The organism is Paludibacterium sp. B53371, assembly GCF_018802765.1.
Taxonomy (GTDB): domain Bacteria; phylum Pseudomonadota; class Gammaproteobacteria; order Burkholderiales; family Chromobacteriaceae; genus Paludibacterium.
In genome coordinates, this window is record NZ_CP069163.1 from 386,374 (window position 1) to 402,433 (window position 16,060).

General features: G+C 59.2%; 18 protein-coding genes and 1 tRNA gene. 13 read left to right on the forward strand and 6 right to left on the reverse strand.

From position 1 onward, the window contains the following. Window positions 1–182: 182 nt before the first annotated feature. The 5 genes from JNO51_RS17520 to JNO51_RS01870 form a co-directional block, all read right to left on the reverse strand. A complete protein-coding gene (locus JNO51_RS17520) occupies window positions 183–395 on the reverse strand; it encodes an HAD domain-containing protein (RefSeq protein ID WP_371822929.1) in 213 nt (70 codons plus the stop codon). Beyond that, on the reverse strand, window positions 392–1,153 hold the full coding sequence (locus JNO51_RS01855) for an IS3 family transposase (RefSeq protein WP_215780721.1): 762 nt from the start codon (window positions 1,151–1,153) through the stop codon (window positions 392–394). Before JNO51_RS01855 ends, JNO51_RS17520 begins: the two co-directional genes overlap by 4 nt. Further along, complete coding sequence (locus JNO51_RS01860) at window positions 1,051–1,524, reverse strand: DUF1153 domain-containing protein (RefSeq protein WP_252346154.1); 474 nt, start codon at window positions 1,522–1,524, stop codon at window positions 1,051–1,053. Before JNO51_RS01860 ends, JNO51_RS01855 begins: the two co-directional genes overlap by 103 nt. A gap of 48 nt (window positions 1,525–1,572) precedes the next feature. Then, on the reverse strand, window positions 1,573–2,193 hold the full coding sequence (locus JNO51_RS01865) for a hypothetical protein (RefSeq protein WP_215780723.1): 621 nt from the start codon (window positions 2,191–2,193) through the stop codon (window positions 1,573–1,575). A 271-nt stretch (window positions 2,194–2,464) separates the two neighbouring features. Continuing rightward, window positions 2,465–2,541, reverse strand: a tRNA-Met gene (locus JNO51_RS01870). Window positions 2,542–2,709: 168 nt separating this feature from the next. On the opposite strand from JNO51_RS01870, the gene JNO51_RS01875 reads away from it, so the two are divergent. After that, entirely contained in the window at window positions 2,710–3,255 is a 546-nt protein-coding gene (locus JNO51_RS01875; protein WP_215780725.1) for a YgjV family protein, read from the forward strand. 11 nt (window positions 3,256–3,266) lie between these two features. Here JNO51_RS01875 and JNO51_RS01880 read toward each other — a convergent pair whose 3' ends face one another. Then, on the reverse strand, window positions 3,267–4,418 hold the full coding sequence (locus JNO51_RS01880; protein ID WP_215780727.1) for a class I SAM-dependent methyltransferase: 1,152 nt from the start codon (window positions 4,416–4,418) through the stop codon (window positions 3,267–3,269). A gap of 79 nt (window positions 4,419–4,497) precedes the next feature. Between JNO51_RS01880 and JNO51_RS01885 the strand changes: the two genes are divergently transcribed. The 12 genes from JNO51_RS01885 to JNO51_RS01940 all read left to right on the forward strand — a co-directional run bounded on the left by JNO51_RS01885 (window position 4,498) and on the right by JNO51_RS01940 (window position 16,052). Continuing rightward, window positions 4,498–5,073 carry a hypothetical protein gene (locus tag JNO51_RS01885; protein WP_215780730.1) on the forward strand — a complete coding sequence of 192 codons (576 nt, stop codon included), beginning with the start codon at window positions 4,498–4,500 and terminating at the stop codon, window positions 5,071–5,073. Then, the gene (locus JNO51_RS01890; protein WP_215780732.1) at window positions 5,063–5,806 is read left to right on the forward strand and encodes a pteridine reductase; all 744 of its coding nucleotides are present in this window, start codon (window positions 5,063–5,065) and stop codon (window positions 5,804–5,806) included. The genes JNO51_RS01885 and JNO51_RS01890 overlap by 11 nt, the downstream gene beginning before the upstream one ends. A 115-nt stretch (window positions 5,807–5,921) precedes the next feature. Further along, window positions 5,922–6,848, forward strand: coding sequence for a tRNA 2-thiocytidine(32) synthetase TtcA (ttcA, locus tag JNO51_RS01895; RefSeq protein ID WP_215780734.1), 927 nt, complete (start codon window positions 5,922–5,924; stop codon window positions 6,846–6,848). 49 nt (window positions 6,849–6,897) lie between these two features. Further along, window positions 6,898–7,641 (forward strand): polyamine aminopropyltransferase, encoded by a 744-nt coding sequence (locus JNO51_RS01900; protein ID WP_215782631.1) that lies wholly within the window; start codon window positions 6,898–6,900, stop codon window positions 7,639–7,641. 204 nt (window positions 7,642–7,845) lie between these two features. Then, on the forward strand, window positions 7,846–9,150 hold the full coding sequence (locus tag JNO51_RS01905; RefSeq protein WP_215782632.1) for a nucleotide sugar dehydrogenase: 1,305 nt from the start codon (window positions 7,846–7,848) through the stop codon (window positions 9,148–9,150). A gap of 64 nt (window positions 9,151–9,214) precedes the next feature. After that, entirely contained in the window at window positions 9,215–10,279 is a 1,065-nt protein-coding gene (locus JNO51_RS01910; protein ID WP_215780736.1) for a Gfo/Idh/MocA family protein, read from the forward strand. A 17-nt stretch (window positions 10,280–10,296) separates the two neighbouring features. Further along, on the forward strand, window positions 10,297–10,869 hold the full coding sequence (locus JNO51_RS01915; protein WP_215780739.1) for an acyltransferase: 573 nt from the start codon (window positions 10,297–10,299) through the stop codon (window positions 10,867–10,869). 11 nt (window positions 10,870–10,880) lie between these two features. After that, window positions 10,881–11,978: a DegT/DnrJ/EryC1/StrS aminotransferase family protein gene (locus JNO51_RS01920; protein WP_215780741.1), complete on the forward strand. Its 1,098-nt coding sequence runs from the start codon at window positions 10,881–10,883 to the stop codon at window positions 11,976–11,978. Then, complete coding sequence (locus JNO51_RS01925; protein ID WP_215780743.1) at window positions 11,965–13,278, forward strand: lipopolysaccharide biosynthesis protein; 1,314 nt, start codon at window positions 11,965–11,967, stop codon at window positions 13,276–13,278. The genes JNO51_RS01920 and JNO51_RS01925 overlap by 14 nt, the downstream gene beginning before the upstream one ends. After that, window positions 13,275–13,856 (forward strand): acyltransferase, encoded by a 582-nt coding sequence (locus JNO51_RS01930; protein ID WP_215780745.1) that lies wholly within the window; start codon window positions 13,275–13,277, stop codon window positions 13,854–13,856. Before JNO51_RS01925 ends, JNO51_RS01930 begins: the two co-directional genes overlap by 4 nt. Then, a complete protein-coding gene (locus JNO51_RS01935; protein WP_252346155.1) occupies window positions 13,849–14,958 on the forward strand; it encodes a glycosyltransferase family 4 protein in 1,110 nt (369 codons plus the stop codon). The genes JNO51_RS01930 and JNO51_RS01935 overlap by 8 nt, the downstream gene beginning before the upstream one ends. Then, on the forward strand, window positions 14,955–16,052 hold the full coding sequence (locus tag JNO51_RS01940; RefSeq protein ID WP_215780749.1) for a glycosyltransferase family 4 protein: 1,098 nt from the start codon (window positions 14,955–14,957) through the stop codon (window positions 16,050–16,052). The genes JNO51_RS01935 and JNO51_RS01940 overlap by 4 nt, the downstream gene beginning before the upstream one ends. The last annotated feature ends 8 nt before the right edge of the window (window positions 16,053–16,060 follow it).

Genomic DNA, 16,060 nt, shown 5'->3' on the forward strand with positions numbered 1-16,060 from the left:
ATCTGATATGTGTGGCGTCACAAAATTTTACATTAGCCGATGTCATATCGGAATATGCTGTATCAAAAAAGCATCAAAATTTTTATGATTTATGACTATTTGATGGAATGCAAAGGCTGTTCACTAAGGAGCTCTCTACTTGAAACCGTTGGACTTGGTCGTGGGAAAGATGCCTCTTTAGGTTAAGGCTGCCGACTATGTTGAGATAATGAGCGTAGCGTATGGTAAAGCTGACTTCGAACGTATTCATCAGATAGTCCGGTTGCGCTTGCCGTCTGGATCAGACGCTTCCGATCTTCTTCTGCCCATCCTTCTGGATGGTCATCAACCGCAATCCAACTGGTAAGCTCTGCTCTGTCCGCATGTAATGACCCAGCACTTCCTGCACAGGTCAGGCGGCTAACTCATACATCATCGCCGGCGTTTTCATCCCCAATGCCTGATGGGGACGCCGGTGGTGATAAAACCCGATCCAGTCTGCATTAACACGGCTGGCGTGGGTCAGGGGCTCGAAGCGATGGCGATGCACGCATTGCTCCTTCAAGGTCCTGATCACGCGCTCAATCATGCCATTCTGTTCCGGCGTATATGGCGTGATGAACTCTTGCTGCTGGCCGTAGCTTTTCACCAGCGTAGTGTAGCGCCGGCTGGTGAAGACCAGACCATTGTCGCTCCGCAGCAGGAAACGTTCGGGGACGCGCCCCAGGCACCCGAAACGATTGATCAGCGCATGCTCCAGAGCCGACTCCGCCGTTTGCGACTTGCCACTGCGCGATAGATGCCAGCCAAGCAATTCCCGGGTGCAGCAGTCAATGACCAGTGCCAGGTGACTCCAGCCATCCTTTCCCGCCCAGATACGGCACAGATCTGTGGCCCAGCGCTCATTTGGCGGCTGCGCCACCGAAGGCAGTGCCTGGACGCGAGGACGGACGCCTCCCGGGCGTTTCTTCACCTGCCAGCCCTTGAGCTGGAAGATGCGCTGCACCGTGTCTTTGTTGAAACCAATCAGACCCGCCACCGTGCGGTAACCGAACGAGGGATTCTCCTCGATCATCGACTTGATCGGTGCCACCAAGTGCTGCTGGAGCTTGGGCGCAGCCCTCTGCACACGGTAATACACCGTGCGTCGCGGCACATCAAACCAGCGGCACAATTTGCTGATCGATATCTGGATACCGTCTTCTGCCAGTCCCTGCGGAACAGACGCGATGACTTGTCGTCCTCGCCATACACGGACTGCACAATTTTTCTGGCAAGTGGCGCCAGCATGGCTTCGCCGTAGGCTTTCTGCAGATCCTTGATCTGTTTCTCGTTCTGTTCACGAGTCTCCATCGGCCTGGCTCGCAACGCATTCTCCATGCCGCGCTTGGCCTCATCGACCCACTCCTCGACTTCTGATGGTGTCAGATCGAAGGACCGCGAAGCCTCGGTTGCCGTGGTCTTGCCTTGAATGATTTCCATCACCAGAGCGGCTTTACGCTTGGCGGTCCAACGCTTGATTTCGTCTTCCATGGTCATACTCATCACATGCTCCTGTGTGAATGATGACCTGAGCAGGAATTCAGTAGGTCATTACAAGTCATTGCAGAAAGCGCGGACAAGTGGCAGTCGGTATTCATTGTCCTTTTCGTGAAATTCGAGTACGCCTTTTTCAATATTGATGTTTGTGAATACTTCTGCGTACCGTTGCCCATCTTCTGACTCATAATGAAAAAACATCTTCATTCTTGCCCCAATGTCTTTTGCTTTAGACGGATCGGAGTTAAGGCCAACGACCTGCACCGATATGTTATCTAACATGGCTGCAGGACCGTCTGGTGCTGGTAATGAGTAGATGTGTCGCAAGAGGCTGACAAATCGATCACTCTCTGGGCCGGTTCGCTGAAAATTGCCAGTTCCCCAGTAGAAAGTCGCACCGTGCTCCACCAGAGGTTGTGGGTTCCATTCCGAATGAAGAACGACAGCAAGCCCAACATCGACGCCTGCGACATTTCCCCTTACTTTGCAACGCGTAGCACCGGTTGGCTCAAATGTAATCTCTGTTATTGGGAAATCTAAATCAACGAACCCTTTCTCTTCAAAAGACTGGTCTGGTATAGTTTTTTTCCCAAAGAGATTCTTAAAAAAGGCTATCATCGAATACGTCATATAGAGATAATGAATCAATCTAAATAAAATACAGTCAGTATCCAACCTTCTGTCTGCTCTTGGCCGAAAGCCGCTAATCCCAAGTTGCTAGCGTAATGGCATTTTTTGAGCCTTTCCAGACTCAAATTGGTTTTGGCTTGATGAAGAACAGGCAAATGGCAAAAATGGTTTTGCGGAGCAAATTTCCGTCGAGTCGTGCAGGTAACTTATTGATAGAAAATACTTAGATTTTCCAGAGGGGAGAAAATTGCGAAGCATGCTCCGCAATTGCGGAAACGGAAAAGGGGTTACGTTTGCACGTAACCCCTTGAAATCCTGGTGGCGAATCAGGGACTCGAACCCCGGACCTGCGGATTATGATTCCGTCGCTCTAACCGACTGAGCTAATTCGCCGTACTCGTTGATGTAATCGCGAAGTGGGGCGAATTATGCCGAGCCTCTGGCTGGCTGTCAACACCTGTCACCAAGATTTTTCTGAGCCGGTCGGAATCGTGCATTGTGCCGGGGCGTTGAGCGGCGTACAGTGATCGACTCTGCTGATTGTTTTCCTGGTTTTTTCCCATGTTTACCGACTTTCTTTCGCCGGCGCAGTGCGTTGGCTATCTGGCCCTGCTGCTGGGGGTCTGCGCGTTCCTGCAACGTCAGGATCACCGTCTGAAGCGTTTCAATGCCTGCCAGTCGCTGGCCTATGCGTTGCACTTCTTTCTGCTGGGCAATGCGGCCGCGGCGGCCAGTTCGCTGGTGTCGTCGTTTCGTTCGTTTGCCGCGGTGCGTACCCGCTCGCTGTGGCTGGCCGGGGCGGTGATCGGGGTGAATTTGCTGATGGCGTTCTGGCTGGTGCACAGCCCCTGGGGCTTGCTGCCGATTCTGGCGGCCTGTCTGGGGACGTATGCCATGTTCCGCCTGACCGGTTTGCCGCTGCGTCTGACCCTGCTGCTGGGGACGGTGCTGTGGTTCACCAATAATCTGCACAGCGGCTCGATTGGCGGTACGGTGCTGGAGTCGTTTGTCGGGGTGGCCAATCTGATGACCATTGCCCGCATGCTGCGTCAGCGGCAACGTCAGCGGGAGACGGGCGACCTGGCGGCCGCCGATCTGCCCGGCTGAGTTCGGGGTTTCTACAGGGTGTGGCAGCGGTCGCCGTCGACGAAGCCTGTCCAGTCGATGCTGACCGCGCGGCCAAAGCCGATCACTTTAAACAGCTCGCCCATTTCCGCCGGTGACATGAGTTTCTGCACCGCCGCGGCCTGTGGCGCCCATTCGCGCACGTTCTGCGGGTCGAGGCGTTGCATCACGTCCCCAATGCCACTGTTGATGAGAAATTGTGCCTGGCTGGTGTAGCCAATCAGGTCGAGTCCGGCGTCGATGCCGGCCTGTGCCACGGCGCTGAAGTCGACATGGCAGGTCAGGTCCATCAGTCCTGGCAGGTAGAAGGGGTCGTCGATGGTGTGGTGGCGGTAGTGGCCGATCAGGGTGCCCATGCGCCGCTGCGGGTGGTAGTACTCGTGTTGCGGAAATCCGTAGTCCAGCAGCAGGATGGCGCCGCGCGTGAGCTGGCTGGCCAGGGTGCGGAGGAAGGCCAGGTTGCTGAGGCTGATTTCCGAGGTATAGCCGGGCAGGTCGATGGCCAGGGCGTCTGCCCGTGCCTGCAGGTCCGGGTGGTCGATCGGGCGGTCCTGCCAGGCAAATTGTTCGTCCTGGATCACCACGCCGCGCTGCATGGGGGCGGGGGTCCAGTGGATCAGTTCGCAGGGCATGGCGTCGAGCACTTCGTTGCCGATGATGACGCCGTCGAGGGTGTCCGGCAGGGCGGTCAGCCACTGCACTCGGGGCAGCAGGTGCGGCAGTTCGCGGCGGAGGGTGTCGCGCTGGCGGGCGATCAGGTCGGGCGAGAGGTCGAGGATGCAGTATTGCGCCGGCAGGCTGTCGAGTTGTTCCAGTTCGCGAAGCAGGTCGACGGCCAGGCGGCCGCTGCCGGCGCCGAATTCGTACACGGTGCCGGCGGTCTGCGGCAGGAGTTCGGCCAGTTGGCGTGCCAGGGTGGCGCCGAACAGCGATGTCATTTCCGGCGCGGTGGTAAAGTCGCCGGCGCCGCCCAATTTGTGGCTGCCGGCGGCATAATAGCCAAGTCCAGGTGCATAAAGTACCTGTTCCATGTAATGCGAAAAAGGAATCCAGCCGCCGGCGTCTGTGATGATCTGGCGCAGGCGGGCTTGTAGTTGCTGGCTGATGGCCAGGGCGGCCGGGCTGGGTTCGGGTAAAGTGCTCATTCTGGGCGTCCTGCTACAATGACAGGCGATTGTGGGCGAAAGCGAGAATAAGGAGAAGAGGGTGGGCCGATTTTTCCGTATGACACTGCCGCTGGCGGTGTTGCTGGCGCTGGCGGGTGTGGCGCGGGCTGAGGCGGCATGGCGTATCACCACGCCTTATCAGGGTAATCCGCTCAAGGTGGCGGTGCTGTCTGGTGAGGGCACGGCGTCGGGCAACCATTTTCCGGCCTCGCTGGAGTTTTCCTGTCATCCGGGGGCGGCGGTGCCGCGGGTGGTGTTGCGGGTGCCGGTGATGGTGGCGGACTGGGATTTTCACGCGTATGACAGTTCGGGCAGTGGCAGTGTGTCGCTGCGCCGGCGTTTTCTGAAGATCATGGCGGCGAATCGCCGGGTGATTGACCGGCCGGTGTATACCGGGATTGCCGGGGATAACGCCAGTTTTATGTTCAGCTGGCAGCCGAATGAGGCTTTGCTGGCGCGTCTGACGCGTCGTCAGGACGGGGTGCAGGTGGTGCTGGATGGTTTGCGGCGTAATCAGGGCAATATGCAGGCTCATTTTGTGATTCCGGCCGATGCTTCGCTGATGTTGTCGGTGTTGCGGCCTTGCAGCGGGGCTTTGTCGGGGCAGAAGGGGGCGGCCAGTGATGCAAAATAAGGTGGTGCTGATTACTGGTGCTGCCCGGCGTGTGGGGGCGCAGATTGCGCGTGAGCTGCATGCGCGCGGCGCCTGTCTGATGTTGCATTATCGTGGTTCGGCAGCGGCGGCGCTGGCGCTGGCGGGGGAGTTGAATCATCACCGGCCGGATTCGGTGGCGACGGTGCAGGCGGATCTGCTGGATCTGGCGCAGTTGCCGCGGTTGGTCGAGGCGTGTATTGAGCGCTTCGGCCGGCTGGATGGTCTGGTCAATAATGCGTCGAGTTTTTTTGCCACGCCGCTGGGGGAGATTACGCCCGGGCACTGGGCGGATCTGATGGGCAGTAATTTGCAGGCGCCGCTGTTTCTGGCGCAGGCGGCGGCGCCGCATCTGGCGGCAACGCAGGGGGCGATTGTCGGTATTGTCGATATTCATGCTGATCGTCCGTTGAAGAGTTTTGTGGTGTATAGCCTGGCCAAGGCGGGGCATGCGCAGTTGATTCGTGCGCTGGCGCTGGAGCTGGCGCCGCAGGTGCGGGTGAATGGTGTGGCGCCGGGGGCGAATATCTGGCCGGAGGGCGGGGAGCATTTCACTGCCGAGGAGCGTTCGGCGATTGAGGCGTCGATTCCGCTGGGGCGGGTCGGGGCGCCGGCGGATCTGGCGCGGGCGGTGGCCTGGCTGTTGTCGCCGGAGGCGGCTTATGTGACCGGGCAGGTGCTGGCGGTCGATGGCGGGCGCAGTGTGGTGTTGTAAGGCGGACGGTGGTTGTGGCTGCCGCTGTCTGTCGGTCGGTCTTCCCGGGTTTTGCTGGCTTTTTCTGCCTGGAACGGGTTAAAATCGCCCGTTTTTCAATCTGTTACGCCTGACCATGCAAACTCCCGTTACCGAGGCAGATGCCAAGGCCAAAAAGGCGGCCTACGAGGCCGGCAAACTGACCAAGCGGCTGCGTCATCACGTTGGTGATGCCATCAACGATTTCAACATGATTGAGCCGGGCGACCGGGTGATGGTGTGTCTGTCGGGGGGCAAGGACAGTTACGCCCTGCTGGACATCCTGCTTGGCCTGCAGAAGTCGGCGCCGATCGATTTTTCGCTGGTGGCGGTCAATCTCGATCAGAAGCAGCCCGGCTTTCCGGCGGATGTGCTGCCCAATTACCTGAAAACCCTCGGCGTTGAATATCGCATCGTCGAGGAGGATACCTACTCGATCGTCAAGCGTGTCATTCCCGAGGGCAAGACCACCTGCGGTCTGTGCTCGCGTCTGCGTCGCGGTATTCTGTACCGTGTGGCCGATGAGCTGGGCGCGACCAAGATTGCGCTCGGTCATCATCGCGATGACATTCTGGAAACGCTGTTTCTCAATATGTTCTATGGCGGCAAGCTCAAGTCGATGCCGCCCAAGCTGGTGTCCGACGATGGTCGTCATATGGTGATTCGCCCGCTGGCGTATTGTCGTGAAAGCGATCTGGAGCGTTATGCCGCGCTGCGTCAGTTCCCGATTATTCCGTGCAATTTGTGTGGCTCGCAGCCGAATCTGCAGCGCCAGGTGGTGAAGCAGATGATTCAGGACTGGGACAAGCGTTTCCCGGGCCGGGCCGAAACCATGTTCAGTGCGTTGCGCAATGTGGTGCCTTCGCATCTGGCGGATACGTCGCTGTTTGATTTCGCCGGGCTGAAGCTGGGCGAGGTGCCGGCGGGCGGGGGGGACCTGGCTTTCGACAAGGAAGAGTTCAAATCGCCTGCCACGATCAATATTCTGGATTCGCGCCCGAAGGAGTCGGCCTGTGGCGAATAACAAGGCGCGTCATCCGTTCCGCCGCCGGGTGCGGCCGGGCGTCGAGGCCATGCCGGAGGTGGAGATCAGCGAGGCGGATGGGATTCGTTCGCTGCATCTCGGTTCGGAAACGGTGCAAAGCTCGATGAATCTGGATGACCCGACGGATCTGGTGTTGTCTTATAGCCGGGCCATGATGGGGTTTCTGCTGTTCAATGCCGATCCGGCGCATATTCTGCAGATTGGTCTGGGGGGCGGCTCGCTGTCGCGCTTCATTGATTTTTATTTGCGTGATACCAAGAGTGTGGCGGTGGATATTAATCCGCAGGTGATCGCGGTGGCGCGGGCTTTCTTTGAGTTGCCGGAAGAGGGTGAGCGTTTCGAGATTATTGAGGCGGACGGCGCGGACTACGTGAAGATTTTCCGTGATTCGACGGATGTGATTCTGGTGGATGGTTTTGATGGTCTGCAGATTGTCGATGCGCTGACGACGGAGGATTTTTTCGAGGATTGTCGCCGTGCGCTGACCGAGGACGGGATTTTCGTGACGAACTGGTGGAGCGGGGATAAGCGTTATATGGCTTTTCTGGAGCGGCTGCTGGGGGTGTTCGAAGGTCGGGTGCTGGAGTTGCCGGCGGCCAGTCATGGCAATGTGGCGGTGATGGCGTTTAACAGTATGCCGAAGCTGACGCGCTGGGCGGCGCTGGAGAAGCGGGCGGATGAGCTGGAGCGTCGTTTCGGGCTGGAGTTTGGTGAGTTTGTTTCGCGGATGCGGCTGATGAATCCGCAGGGTGAGCGCTGCCTGAATCCTTAGTCAATCTGGGTGTATTAGCTGTTAGCGTTATACATTGCCGCGTTGCGGCGTATAATGGCTGGTTTGAATCCGACCGGGTGTTGAGCAAGATCAGCAGCCTTTCGTAGGCCATGCCTCACACTACGGGGAGACGGATGACAGAATTCTGGGCTCTTGCCGCCCGGCGGCACGGGCCCACGGTTATTTTTGAAGGAAATCATTGTGATCAAGCAGCAAGTACTCAACCGGATTGCGGATAAATCCGCGGTGATCGGTATCGTCGGTCTGGGCTATGTGGGCCTGCCGCTGATGCTGCGTTTTGCCGAAGTCGGCTACAAGGTGCTGGGCTTTGATATCGACCAGAGCAAGGTCGACGCCCTGATGGCCGGCAAGTCCTACATTGAACACATTTCGGCGGCCTCGATTGCGCAGGCGCGTGAGCGCGGTTTTGAAGCCACGACGGATTTCAGCCGTGCCGGCGAGGCCGACACGCTGATTCTGTGTGTGCCGACGCCGCTGAACAAGTATCGCGAGCCGGATCTGTCTTTTGTGCTGGATACCATTGATTCGCTGGTGCCGTATCTGCGCCCGGGTCATCTGGTGTCGCTGGAGTCCACCACTTATCCGGGGACGACGGATGAAGAGCTGCTGCCGCGTGTTGAGTCGCGTGGTCTGAAGGTGGGTCAGGATGCCTTCCTGGTGTTCTCGCCGGAGCGTGAGGATCCGGGTAATCCGGATTTCACTACCCGCACGATTCCGAAGGTCTGCGGTGGTGTGACCCCGGCCTGCCAGGAGATTGGTGTGGCGCTGTATTCGGCGGTGATTGACAAGGTGGTGCCGGTGTCGTCGACGCGCGCTGCGGAGATGACCAAGCTGCTGGAGAATATTCACCGTGCGGTGAATATCGGTCTGGTGAACGAGATGAAGATCGTGGCCGACCGCATGGGTATTGATATTCACGAAGTGATCCGCGCGGCCGCGACCAAGCCGTTTGGCTTCGTGCCTTACTATCCGGGCCCGGGTCTGGGTGGTCACTGTATTCCGATTGATCCGTTCTATCTGACCTGGAAGGCGCGTGAGTACGGGGTGAATACCCGTTTCATCGAGCTGGCCGGTGAGGTGAACTCGAATATGCCGGATTATGTGGTCAGCAAGGTGGCGGCGGCGCTGAACAAGCGTCAGAAGGCCATCAACGGCAGCCGTGTGCTGGTGCTGGGCATTGCTTACAAGAAGAATGTCGATGATATGCGCGAGAGTCCGTCGGTGATGCTGATGGAAAAGCTGCGTGATCTGGGTGCCCGCGTGTCTTATTCGGATCCGCATGTGCCGGTGTTCCCGAAGATGCGCGAGCACACGTTCGACTTGAAGAGCGAGCCGTTCACGGCCGAGTCGCTGGCCAGCTACGATTGTGTGGTGCTGGCGACGGATCATGACAAGTTCGATTATCCGCTGTTGAAGCAATCGGCCAAGCTGATTGTCGATTCGCGCGGCAAGTTCCTGGAACCTGCCGAACACATCGTTAAAGCGTAAAACTTTAGCGCAGGAAATATGGGCGACCCTGGGGTCGCCTTTTGCCATTTGCCGAGGCCGAACCATGCAAACTGTTCAACATCCCGCTATTACTGACCGCAAGATCCGCTTCGCGCTGGTCGGTTGTGGCCGCATTGCCGCCAATCATTTCGGTTCGCTGGAAAAGCATGCCGACCGCGCCGAGTTGGTGGATGTGTGTGATATCAATCCTGAGGCACTGCAAGCGGCGGTGGAGCGTACCGGCGCCCGCGGTCACAGCAGTCTGAGCGCCATGCTGGCGGTCAGCAATGCCGATATCGTGATTCTGACGACGCCCTCTGGTCTGCATCCGCAGCAGGCGATTGAGTGTGCCGAAGCCGGTTTCCATGTGATGACCGAGAAGCCGATGGCGACGCGCTGGCAGGATGGTCTGGAAATGGTCAAGGCCTGCGACCACGCCGGCAAGCGTCTGTTCGTGGTGAAGCAGAACCGCCGCAATGCCACGCTGCAGTTGCTCAAGCGTGCCATGCAGGAAGGCCGTTTCGGTCGTCTGTACATGGTGAACGTCAATGTGTTCTGGACGCGTCCGCAGGCGTATTACGATTCGGCTGCCTGGCGTGGTACCTGGGAATTCGATGGCGGGGCGTTCATGAATCAGGCCAGTCACTATGTGGATTTGCTGGACTGGCTGGTGGGCCCGGTGGAGAGCGTGCAGGCCTATACGGCGACGCTGGAGCGCAATATTGAAGTGGAAGACACGGGTGTGGTCAGCCTGAAGTGGCGTTCGGGTGCGCTGGGCAGCATGAATGTGACCATGCTGACTTATCCGAAGAATCTGGAAGGTTCGATCACGATTCTGGGTGAGAAGGGTTCGATCCGTGTGGGCGGTGTGGCGGTGAACGAGATTCAGCATTGGGAGTTTGCCGAGCCGCATCCGATGGATGAGGAGATCAAGAACGCCAGTTATGCGACGACCAGTGTCTATGGTTTCGGCCACCCGATGTATTACGACAATGTGTTGAATGTGATGCAGGGCACGGCGGAGCCGGAGACGGATGGTCGCGAGGGGCTGAAGTCGCTGGAGCTGCTGATCGCCATGTATTTGTCGGCGCGTGATGGCCGTCGTGTCAGCCTGCCGCTGGACTACTGAACAGGAAAGGTCAGGCCATGAGCGAATGCCAGTTCCATGAAACCGCCATCATCGATGCCGGCGCCCAGGTGGGGGCCGGTACCCGGGTCTGGCACTGGACGCATATTTGCGCCGGTGCCCGTATCGGTGAGCGTTGTTCGTTCGGGCAGAATGTGTTTGTCGGCAATGATGTGATTGTCGGCAATAACGTCAAGGTGCAGAACAATGTGTCGATCTACGATGCGGTGACGCTGGAGGACGATGTGTTCTGCGGTCCGAGCATGGTGTTCACTAATGTGAATAATCCGCGCAGTCACGTCTCGCGCAAGCATGAGTACCGCCGCACGGTGGTGAAGCGTGGTGCCACGATCGGGGCCAATGCCACGGTGGTGTGTGGTCATACGATCGGCGAGTTTGCCTTTATCGGTGCCGGCAGTGTGGTGACGCGCGATGTGCCGGCTTATGCGCTGATGGTGGGGACGCCGGCTCGTCGGCTGGGCTGGATGTGCCAGTGCGGCGAGCGCTTGCCGACCCAGATTGGCGAGCATGCCTGCCCGGTATGCGCGCAACGTTATGATATCGGCGGCAATCACTGCACGCCGCTGGCCTGAGGAAATACGCGATGAGCATCAACTTCATTGATCTGAAAGCACAGTATCAGCATCTGAAACCGCAAATTGACGCCCGCATTCAGGCGGTGCTGGATCACGGTCAGTACATTATGGGGCCGGAGGTGGCGGAGCTGGAGCAGCAGCTGGCGAGTTTTGTCGGGGTCAAGCACGCGATTGGTGTTTCGGATGGCACGACGGCGCTGCAGGTGGCGCTGATGGCGCTGGGGGTCGGCCCGGGTGACGAGGTGATTACCACGCCGTTCACTTTTATTGCGACCGGCGAGATGATTGCCCTGCTGGGCGGCAAGCCGGTGTTTGTCGATATTGATCCGGCGACCTATAACCTGGATCCGGCGCTGCTGGAAGCGGCGATCACGCCGCGGACCAAGGCGATTATTCCGGTCAGTCTGTATGGTCAGTGTGCCGATTTTGATGCCATCAATGCGGTGGCGGCGCGTCATGGTCTGGCGGTGATCGAGGATGGTGCGCAGAGTTTTGGTGCCCGTTACAAGGATCGTCGTTCCTGCGGCGCGACGACGATTGCCACCACCAGCTTTTTCCCGTCGAAGCCGCTGGGTTGTTATGGCGATGGCGGTGCCTGCTTTACCAATGATGACGAGCTGGCGCGCAAGATGAAGCAGATCCGTGTGCATGGTCAGGATCGTCGTTATCATCATCCGGTGATCGGGATTAACGGTCGTCTGGATACGCTGCAGGCGGCGGTTTTGCTGGCCAAGTTGCCGTCTTTCGAGCAGGAGCTGACGGCGCGCAAGCGTATTGGCGCCCGCTATAGTCAGTTGCTGCAGGATGTGGTGCGGGTTCAGCAGATGGCCGAGGGCTGCGATTGTGTGTATGCCCAGTACACCATTGAGGTGGATCGGCGCGAGGCGGTGCAAGCGGCGCTGAAGGAGGCGGGTATTCCGACGGCGGTGCATTATCCGGTGCCGCTGAATTTGCAGCCGGCTTTTGCGCATCTGAATCAGCCGGCCGGCAGTTTCCCGCATGCTGAGGCGGCTTCGCAGCGCGTGATGAGTCTGCCGATGCATCCGTTCCTGGATGAGGCCACGCAGGATGCGATTGTCGAGGCCGTGAAGCGTGCCATCGGCTAAGGCCCGGGCGGCCTCGCTGCTGGCTTCGTGCCGGCGTTTCACCAGTTCGGGGTTTGTGCGCCACATCGCCACGCTGGCGACGGGCGCCGCCCTGGCGCAGGTGATTCCGCTGTTGGTGCAGCCTGTGTTGACGCGCCTGTACACGCCGCATGCTTTCGGTGTGTTGTCGCTGTATGTGGCGCTGATGTCGAATCTGGCGGTGCTGGCCACCGCCCGCTATGAATTGGCCATCGTGTTGCCGGCAGAGGAGAAGCGCGCCAGCAATCTGATGGCCTTGTCCATGTTGTTTGCCACGACGCTGGCGACGCTGGTGCTGCTGGCTCAGCTGTTCGGTGTCAATCACTGGCTGCTCCGGCTGATGGGCGGGGCCACCAGTGAGCATGACTTTTCTTTCTGGCTCTATCTGCTGCCCTTGTCTTTGTGGCTGGCCGGCATGATGCAGGCCTGGACCAACTGGAACAATCGTCACAGTCGTTATCAGGCGAACGCTTCGGGGCGGATGAGTCAGTCTGTCGGCATGTCGCTGACGCAGCTGGTGGGCGGGGTGCTGCATGCCGGGCCGGGCGGCTTGATTCTGGGGCAGTTTGCCGGTCAGGTTTCGTCGCTGCTGGCGCAGGCCTGGCTGGATATCAAGCAGCGGTTCCGCTGGCTGCATGAGGTGGATCGCTACACGATGGTCCTGGTGGCCCGCGAGTATTCGGAGTTTCCCAAGGTCAATACACCGCATGCGTTTGTCACGGCCTTGCAGGATTCACTGACGCTGTCTTTGCTGGGGACGCTGTCAGGGACGGCGACGGTGGGTTACTACGGGATGATGATGCGCCTGTTGAAGCTGCCGGCGGCGCTGATCGGGCAGGCGGTGGCGCAGGTGGCTTATCGTGAGTTGGCCGAGGCGCGTAATGCCGGTCGTCCGTTGCGTCCGATCATCAAGCGGATGGCGGTGGCGTTGGGCGGGATGGCGCTGGTGCCGTTTCTGGTGATTCAGCTGGCGGGTGAGCCGCTGTTCGGGCTGGTGCTCGGCCAGGCCTGGCGTACGGCCGGGCGCTATGCGGAGGCGATGTCGCCATTTATTTTGTTTCATTTTGTTGCCTCGCCGCTGGCCATGGTGCCTTTGGTGATTGAGCGCCAACGCACGGCGTTTATGCTTTCGCTGGTGCAGACGGTGCTTTTCGTCGGTGCTTTGTGGAGTGGTTTCCATTTTTGGGGTGATCCGGTCTGCGCATTCACACTGGTTTCCTGGGTGATGGTCGGGTATTTTATTTTCTATTTCACTTGGCTATATCACGCAGCTAATAAATGATTCTGACAAAACTTCTGACCAGTCTGCGTTTTCGCCTCTCTGCGTGGATCCGACCGCGCATGGTCTATGGCTTTCGTCGCCATGACGGGGTGTTTCTGCCGCGCACCCGTTTGTCCAACCTGACCCGGGTGGAGCATGTTCATCGTCTGGATATCGGCGATAACGTGTATATCGGCCATTTCAACTTTGTGGATGCCTCGGGCGGTCTGACCGTCGGCGAGGGCTGCCAGATTACCAATTACGTGTCGATTCTGACGCATTCGAGTCATATCGCCATTCGTCTGTATGGTCGTCATTATCTGGACCATAAGCAGCATGCGGGTTATTTGCGCAAGTCGTCTGAAATCGGGCGCTACAGCTTTATCGGTCCGCATTCGGTGCTGATGCCGGGGGTTCGTCTGGGCCGGGGCTCGCTGGTCTCGGCTTATAGTTTTGTCGCCGCGGGGGATTATCCCGACTATGCGATTCTGGCGGGTAACCCGGCTCAGGTGGTCGGTGATACGCGCGAGATGGATCAGGAGTGGCTGGCGTCGGATCCGGCGTTGCGGGCGATGTATGAGGAGTGGAGTCGTGACTGAGCCGGTTCTGTCGCGGTTGTTGGTGGTCGGTTCGGCGTCGGTGCATACCTGGCGCTATCTGGCCGGGATTGCGCCTTATGTGGGCGAGGTCTGGCTGGCCAGTAATCGCGAGGCGCCGGAGCAGTATCGTCCGGCCAATCTGGCCGGTTACCAGAAAATCGATTTTCGTCTTTCTTCGCTGGTGGCTTCGGGGCGACTGCGCGGCTGGATCAAGGCGATCCGTCCTGAGCTGGTGCATGTGCATCAGGCCAATAGTGTGGCCTGGCACGCCAGCCGGGCGATGCGTGGCCTGCGCATTCCGCAGGTGCTGACGGCCTGGGGCTCGGACATTCTGTTGCTGCCGGAGTCGAATGCGCTGTTCGGGCGCATGGTGCGCAGCAATTTGCAGGCTGCCGACGTGATTACCTCGGATTCGCTGTATATGGCGGCCCGGATTCGCGAGCTGGCCGGTGAGGGGTGTCGCATCGAGTTGCTGAATTACGGCATGGATGCACTGCCGCTGTCGCCGGATCTGGCGCTCAAGGAAAAGCGGGTGTTGTCCTGCCGGCTGCACAAGCCTTTGTACCGTATCGACGCGATTTTGCATGCCTGGGCCGCGATCGAGGCCAGTGGGCAGTGTGCTGACTGGCATCTGACGGTGGCGGCCAGCGGTGATCAGACGCCGGAGCTGAAGCGGCTGGCGGACTCGCTGGGTTTGAAGCGGATTGATTTCCCGGGGTTCATTCCCGGTCATGAGCTGGCTGAGCTGTATCGCAAGAGCCGGGTGTTTGTCAGTGTGCCGCGTTCGGATGCCACCAGTATCAGTCTGCTGGAGGCCATGGGTCATGGTTGTTTGCCGGTGTTGTCCAATCTGCCGGCGAATGGCGAGTGGATCATCGATGGCCTGAACGGGCGGATTGCCGAGGATATGCGCTGTCTGTCTGACAGTCTGCTGGCCGCCATGCAGGAGGCCAGCGATGATCAGCGCCTGCAGTTCATTGCGGACATCAATCGTCAGCTGGTGGCGCAGAAGGCTTTGCATGCCGACAATATGCGCCGCTTTGCCGCGCTGTATGCCCGTACTCTCAAGGACGGCCCTCGGCCGCTGAAGAAAAAGCAATGAGAATCGCCCATCTGACCAGTGCGCATCCGCGTCACGACATTCGAATTTTCATCAAGGAGTGCGGTACGCTGGCGCGCGGCGGCCATGAGGTGTCGCTGATCGTGGCCGATGGTCTGGGGGAAGAGGTGCGCGACGGGGTGCGCATTCATGATGTCGGCGCCAGGACCGGCGGTCGTCTGGCGCGCATGACCCGGACGGTGGATCGGGTGATCCAGGCGGCGTTGCGTCTGCGTCCGGATGTGGCGCATTTCCATGACCCGGAGCTGATGCTGGCGGCGCTGAAGCTGAAAAAGGCGGGTATCCGGGTGGTCTACGATGTGCATGAAGATTTGCCGCGCCAGTTGCTGGCCAAGCACTGGATTCCGGGTATGTTGCGTCCGCTGACTTCCCGGGTGTTCGAGGTGCTGGAGAACCGGGTGGCCAGCCGCTTTGATGCGATCGTCACGTCGACGCCGCATATCCGCACGCGTTTTGCCCGGGTCAACGCCCGCGCGGTGGATGTCTGCAATTATCCCATTCTGAGCGAGCTGGTGCGCGAGACGCCCTGGGAGAGCCGGCACAATGAGGTGTGTTATCTCGGCGGGATTACCCGCATTCGCGGGATTGGCCCGATTGTGGCGGCGATGCCGGATGTGCCGGCCAGGCTGAATCTGGCCGGGATCTGGGGCGAGGCCGGGCTCAAGGATGAGCTGATGGCGTCGGCGGGCTGGAGCCGGGTGAATGATTTGGGCGTGCTGGATCGCCAGGGGGTGGCCGGGGTGCTGGCGCGCAGCAAGGTGGGTCTGGTGACGCTGTTCCCGACGCCGAATTATGTTGATGCCTTGCCGATCAAGTTGTTTGAGTATATGGCGGCCGGTATCCCGGTGGTGGCGTCGGATTTTCCGGTCTGGCGCGCCATTGTGGAAGATGCCGGTTGTGGTTTGCTGGTCGATCCGCAGGATCCGGCCGCGATTGCTGCTGCCATGAATACGCTGCTGGCCGACGATCAGCGTGCGGCGGCGATGGGCGCCAGTGGCCAGCGGGCGGTGCTGGCCAAGTACAGCTGGCAGGCAGAAGGCGAAAAGTTGCTGGCACTTTACGACCAGTTGGCATGACCGGACCG

What these genes read in the sequence shown, in the direction of transcription:
- JNO51_RS01860 (WP_252346154.1), bottom strand. Translation starts at nt 1,524, where the DNA reads ATGAGTATGACCATGGAAGACGAAATCAAGCGTTGGACCGCCAAGCGT.
- JNO51_RS01910 (WP_215780736.1), top strand. Translation starts at nt 9,215, where the DNA reads ATGCAAACTGTTCAACATCCCGCTATTACTGACCGCAAGATCCGCTTC.
- JNO51_RS01875 (WP_215780725.1), top strand. Translation starts at nt 2,710, where the DNA reads ATGTTTACCGACTTTCTTTCGCCGGCGCAGTGCGTTGGCTATCTGGCC.
- JNO51_RS01885 (WP_215780730.1), top strand. Translation starts at nt 4,498, where the DNA reads ATGACACTGCCGCTGGCGGTGTTGCTGGCGCTGGCGGGTGTGGCGCGG.
- JNO51_RS01920 (WP_215780741.1), top strand. Translation starts at nt 10,881, where the DNA reads ATGAGCATCAACTTCATTGATCTGAAAGCACAGTATCAGCATCTGAAA.
- JNO51_RS01915 (WP_215780739.1), top strand. Translation starts at nt 10,297, where the DNA reads ATGAGCGAATGCCAGTTCCATGAAACCGCCATCATCGATGCCGGCGCC.
- JNO51_RS01890 (WP_215780732.1), top strand. Translation starts at nt 5,063, where the DNA reads ATGCAAAATAAGGTGGTGCTGATTACTGGTGCTGCCCGGCGTGTGGGG.
- JNO51_RS01940 (WP_215780749.1), top strand. Translation starts at nt 14,955, where the DNA reads ATGAGAATCGCCCATCTGACCAGTGCGCATCCGCGTCACGACATTCGA.
- JNO51_RS01900 (WP_215782631.1), top strand. Translation starts at nt 6,898, where the DNA reads ATGCCGGAGGTGGAGATCAGCGAGGCGGATGGGATTCGTTCGCTGCAT.
- JNO51_RS01880 (WP_215780727.1), bottom strand. Translation starts at nt 4,418, where the DNA reads ATGAGCACTTTACCCGAACCCAGCCCGGCCGCCCTGGCCATCAGCCAG.
- ttcA (WP_215780734.1), top strand. Translation starts at nt 5,922, where the DNA reads ATGCAAACTCCCGTTACCGAGGCAGATGCCAAGGCCAAAAAGGCGGCC.
- JNO51_RS01930 (WP_215780745.1), top strand. Translation starts at nt 13,275, where the DNA reads ATGATTCTGACAAAACTTCTGACCAGTCTGCGTTTTCGCCTCTCTGCG.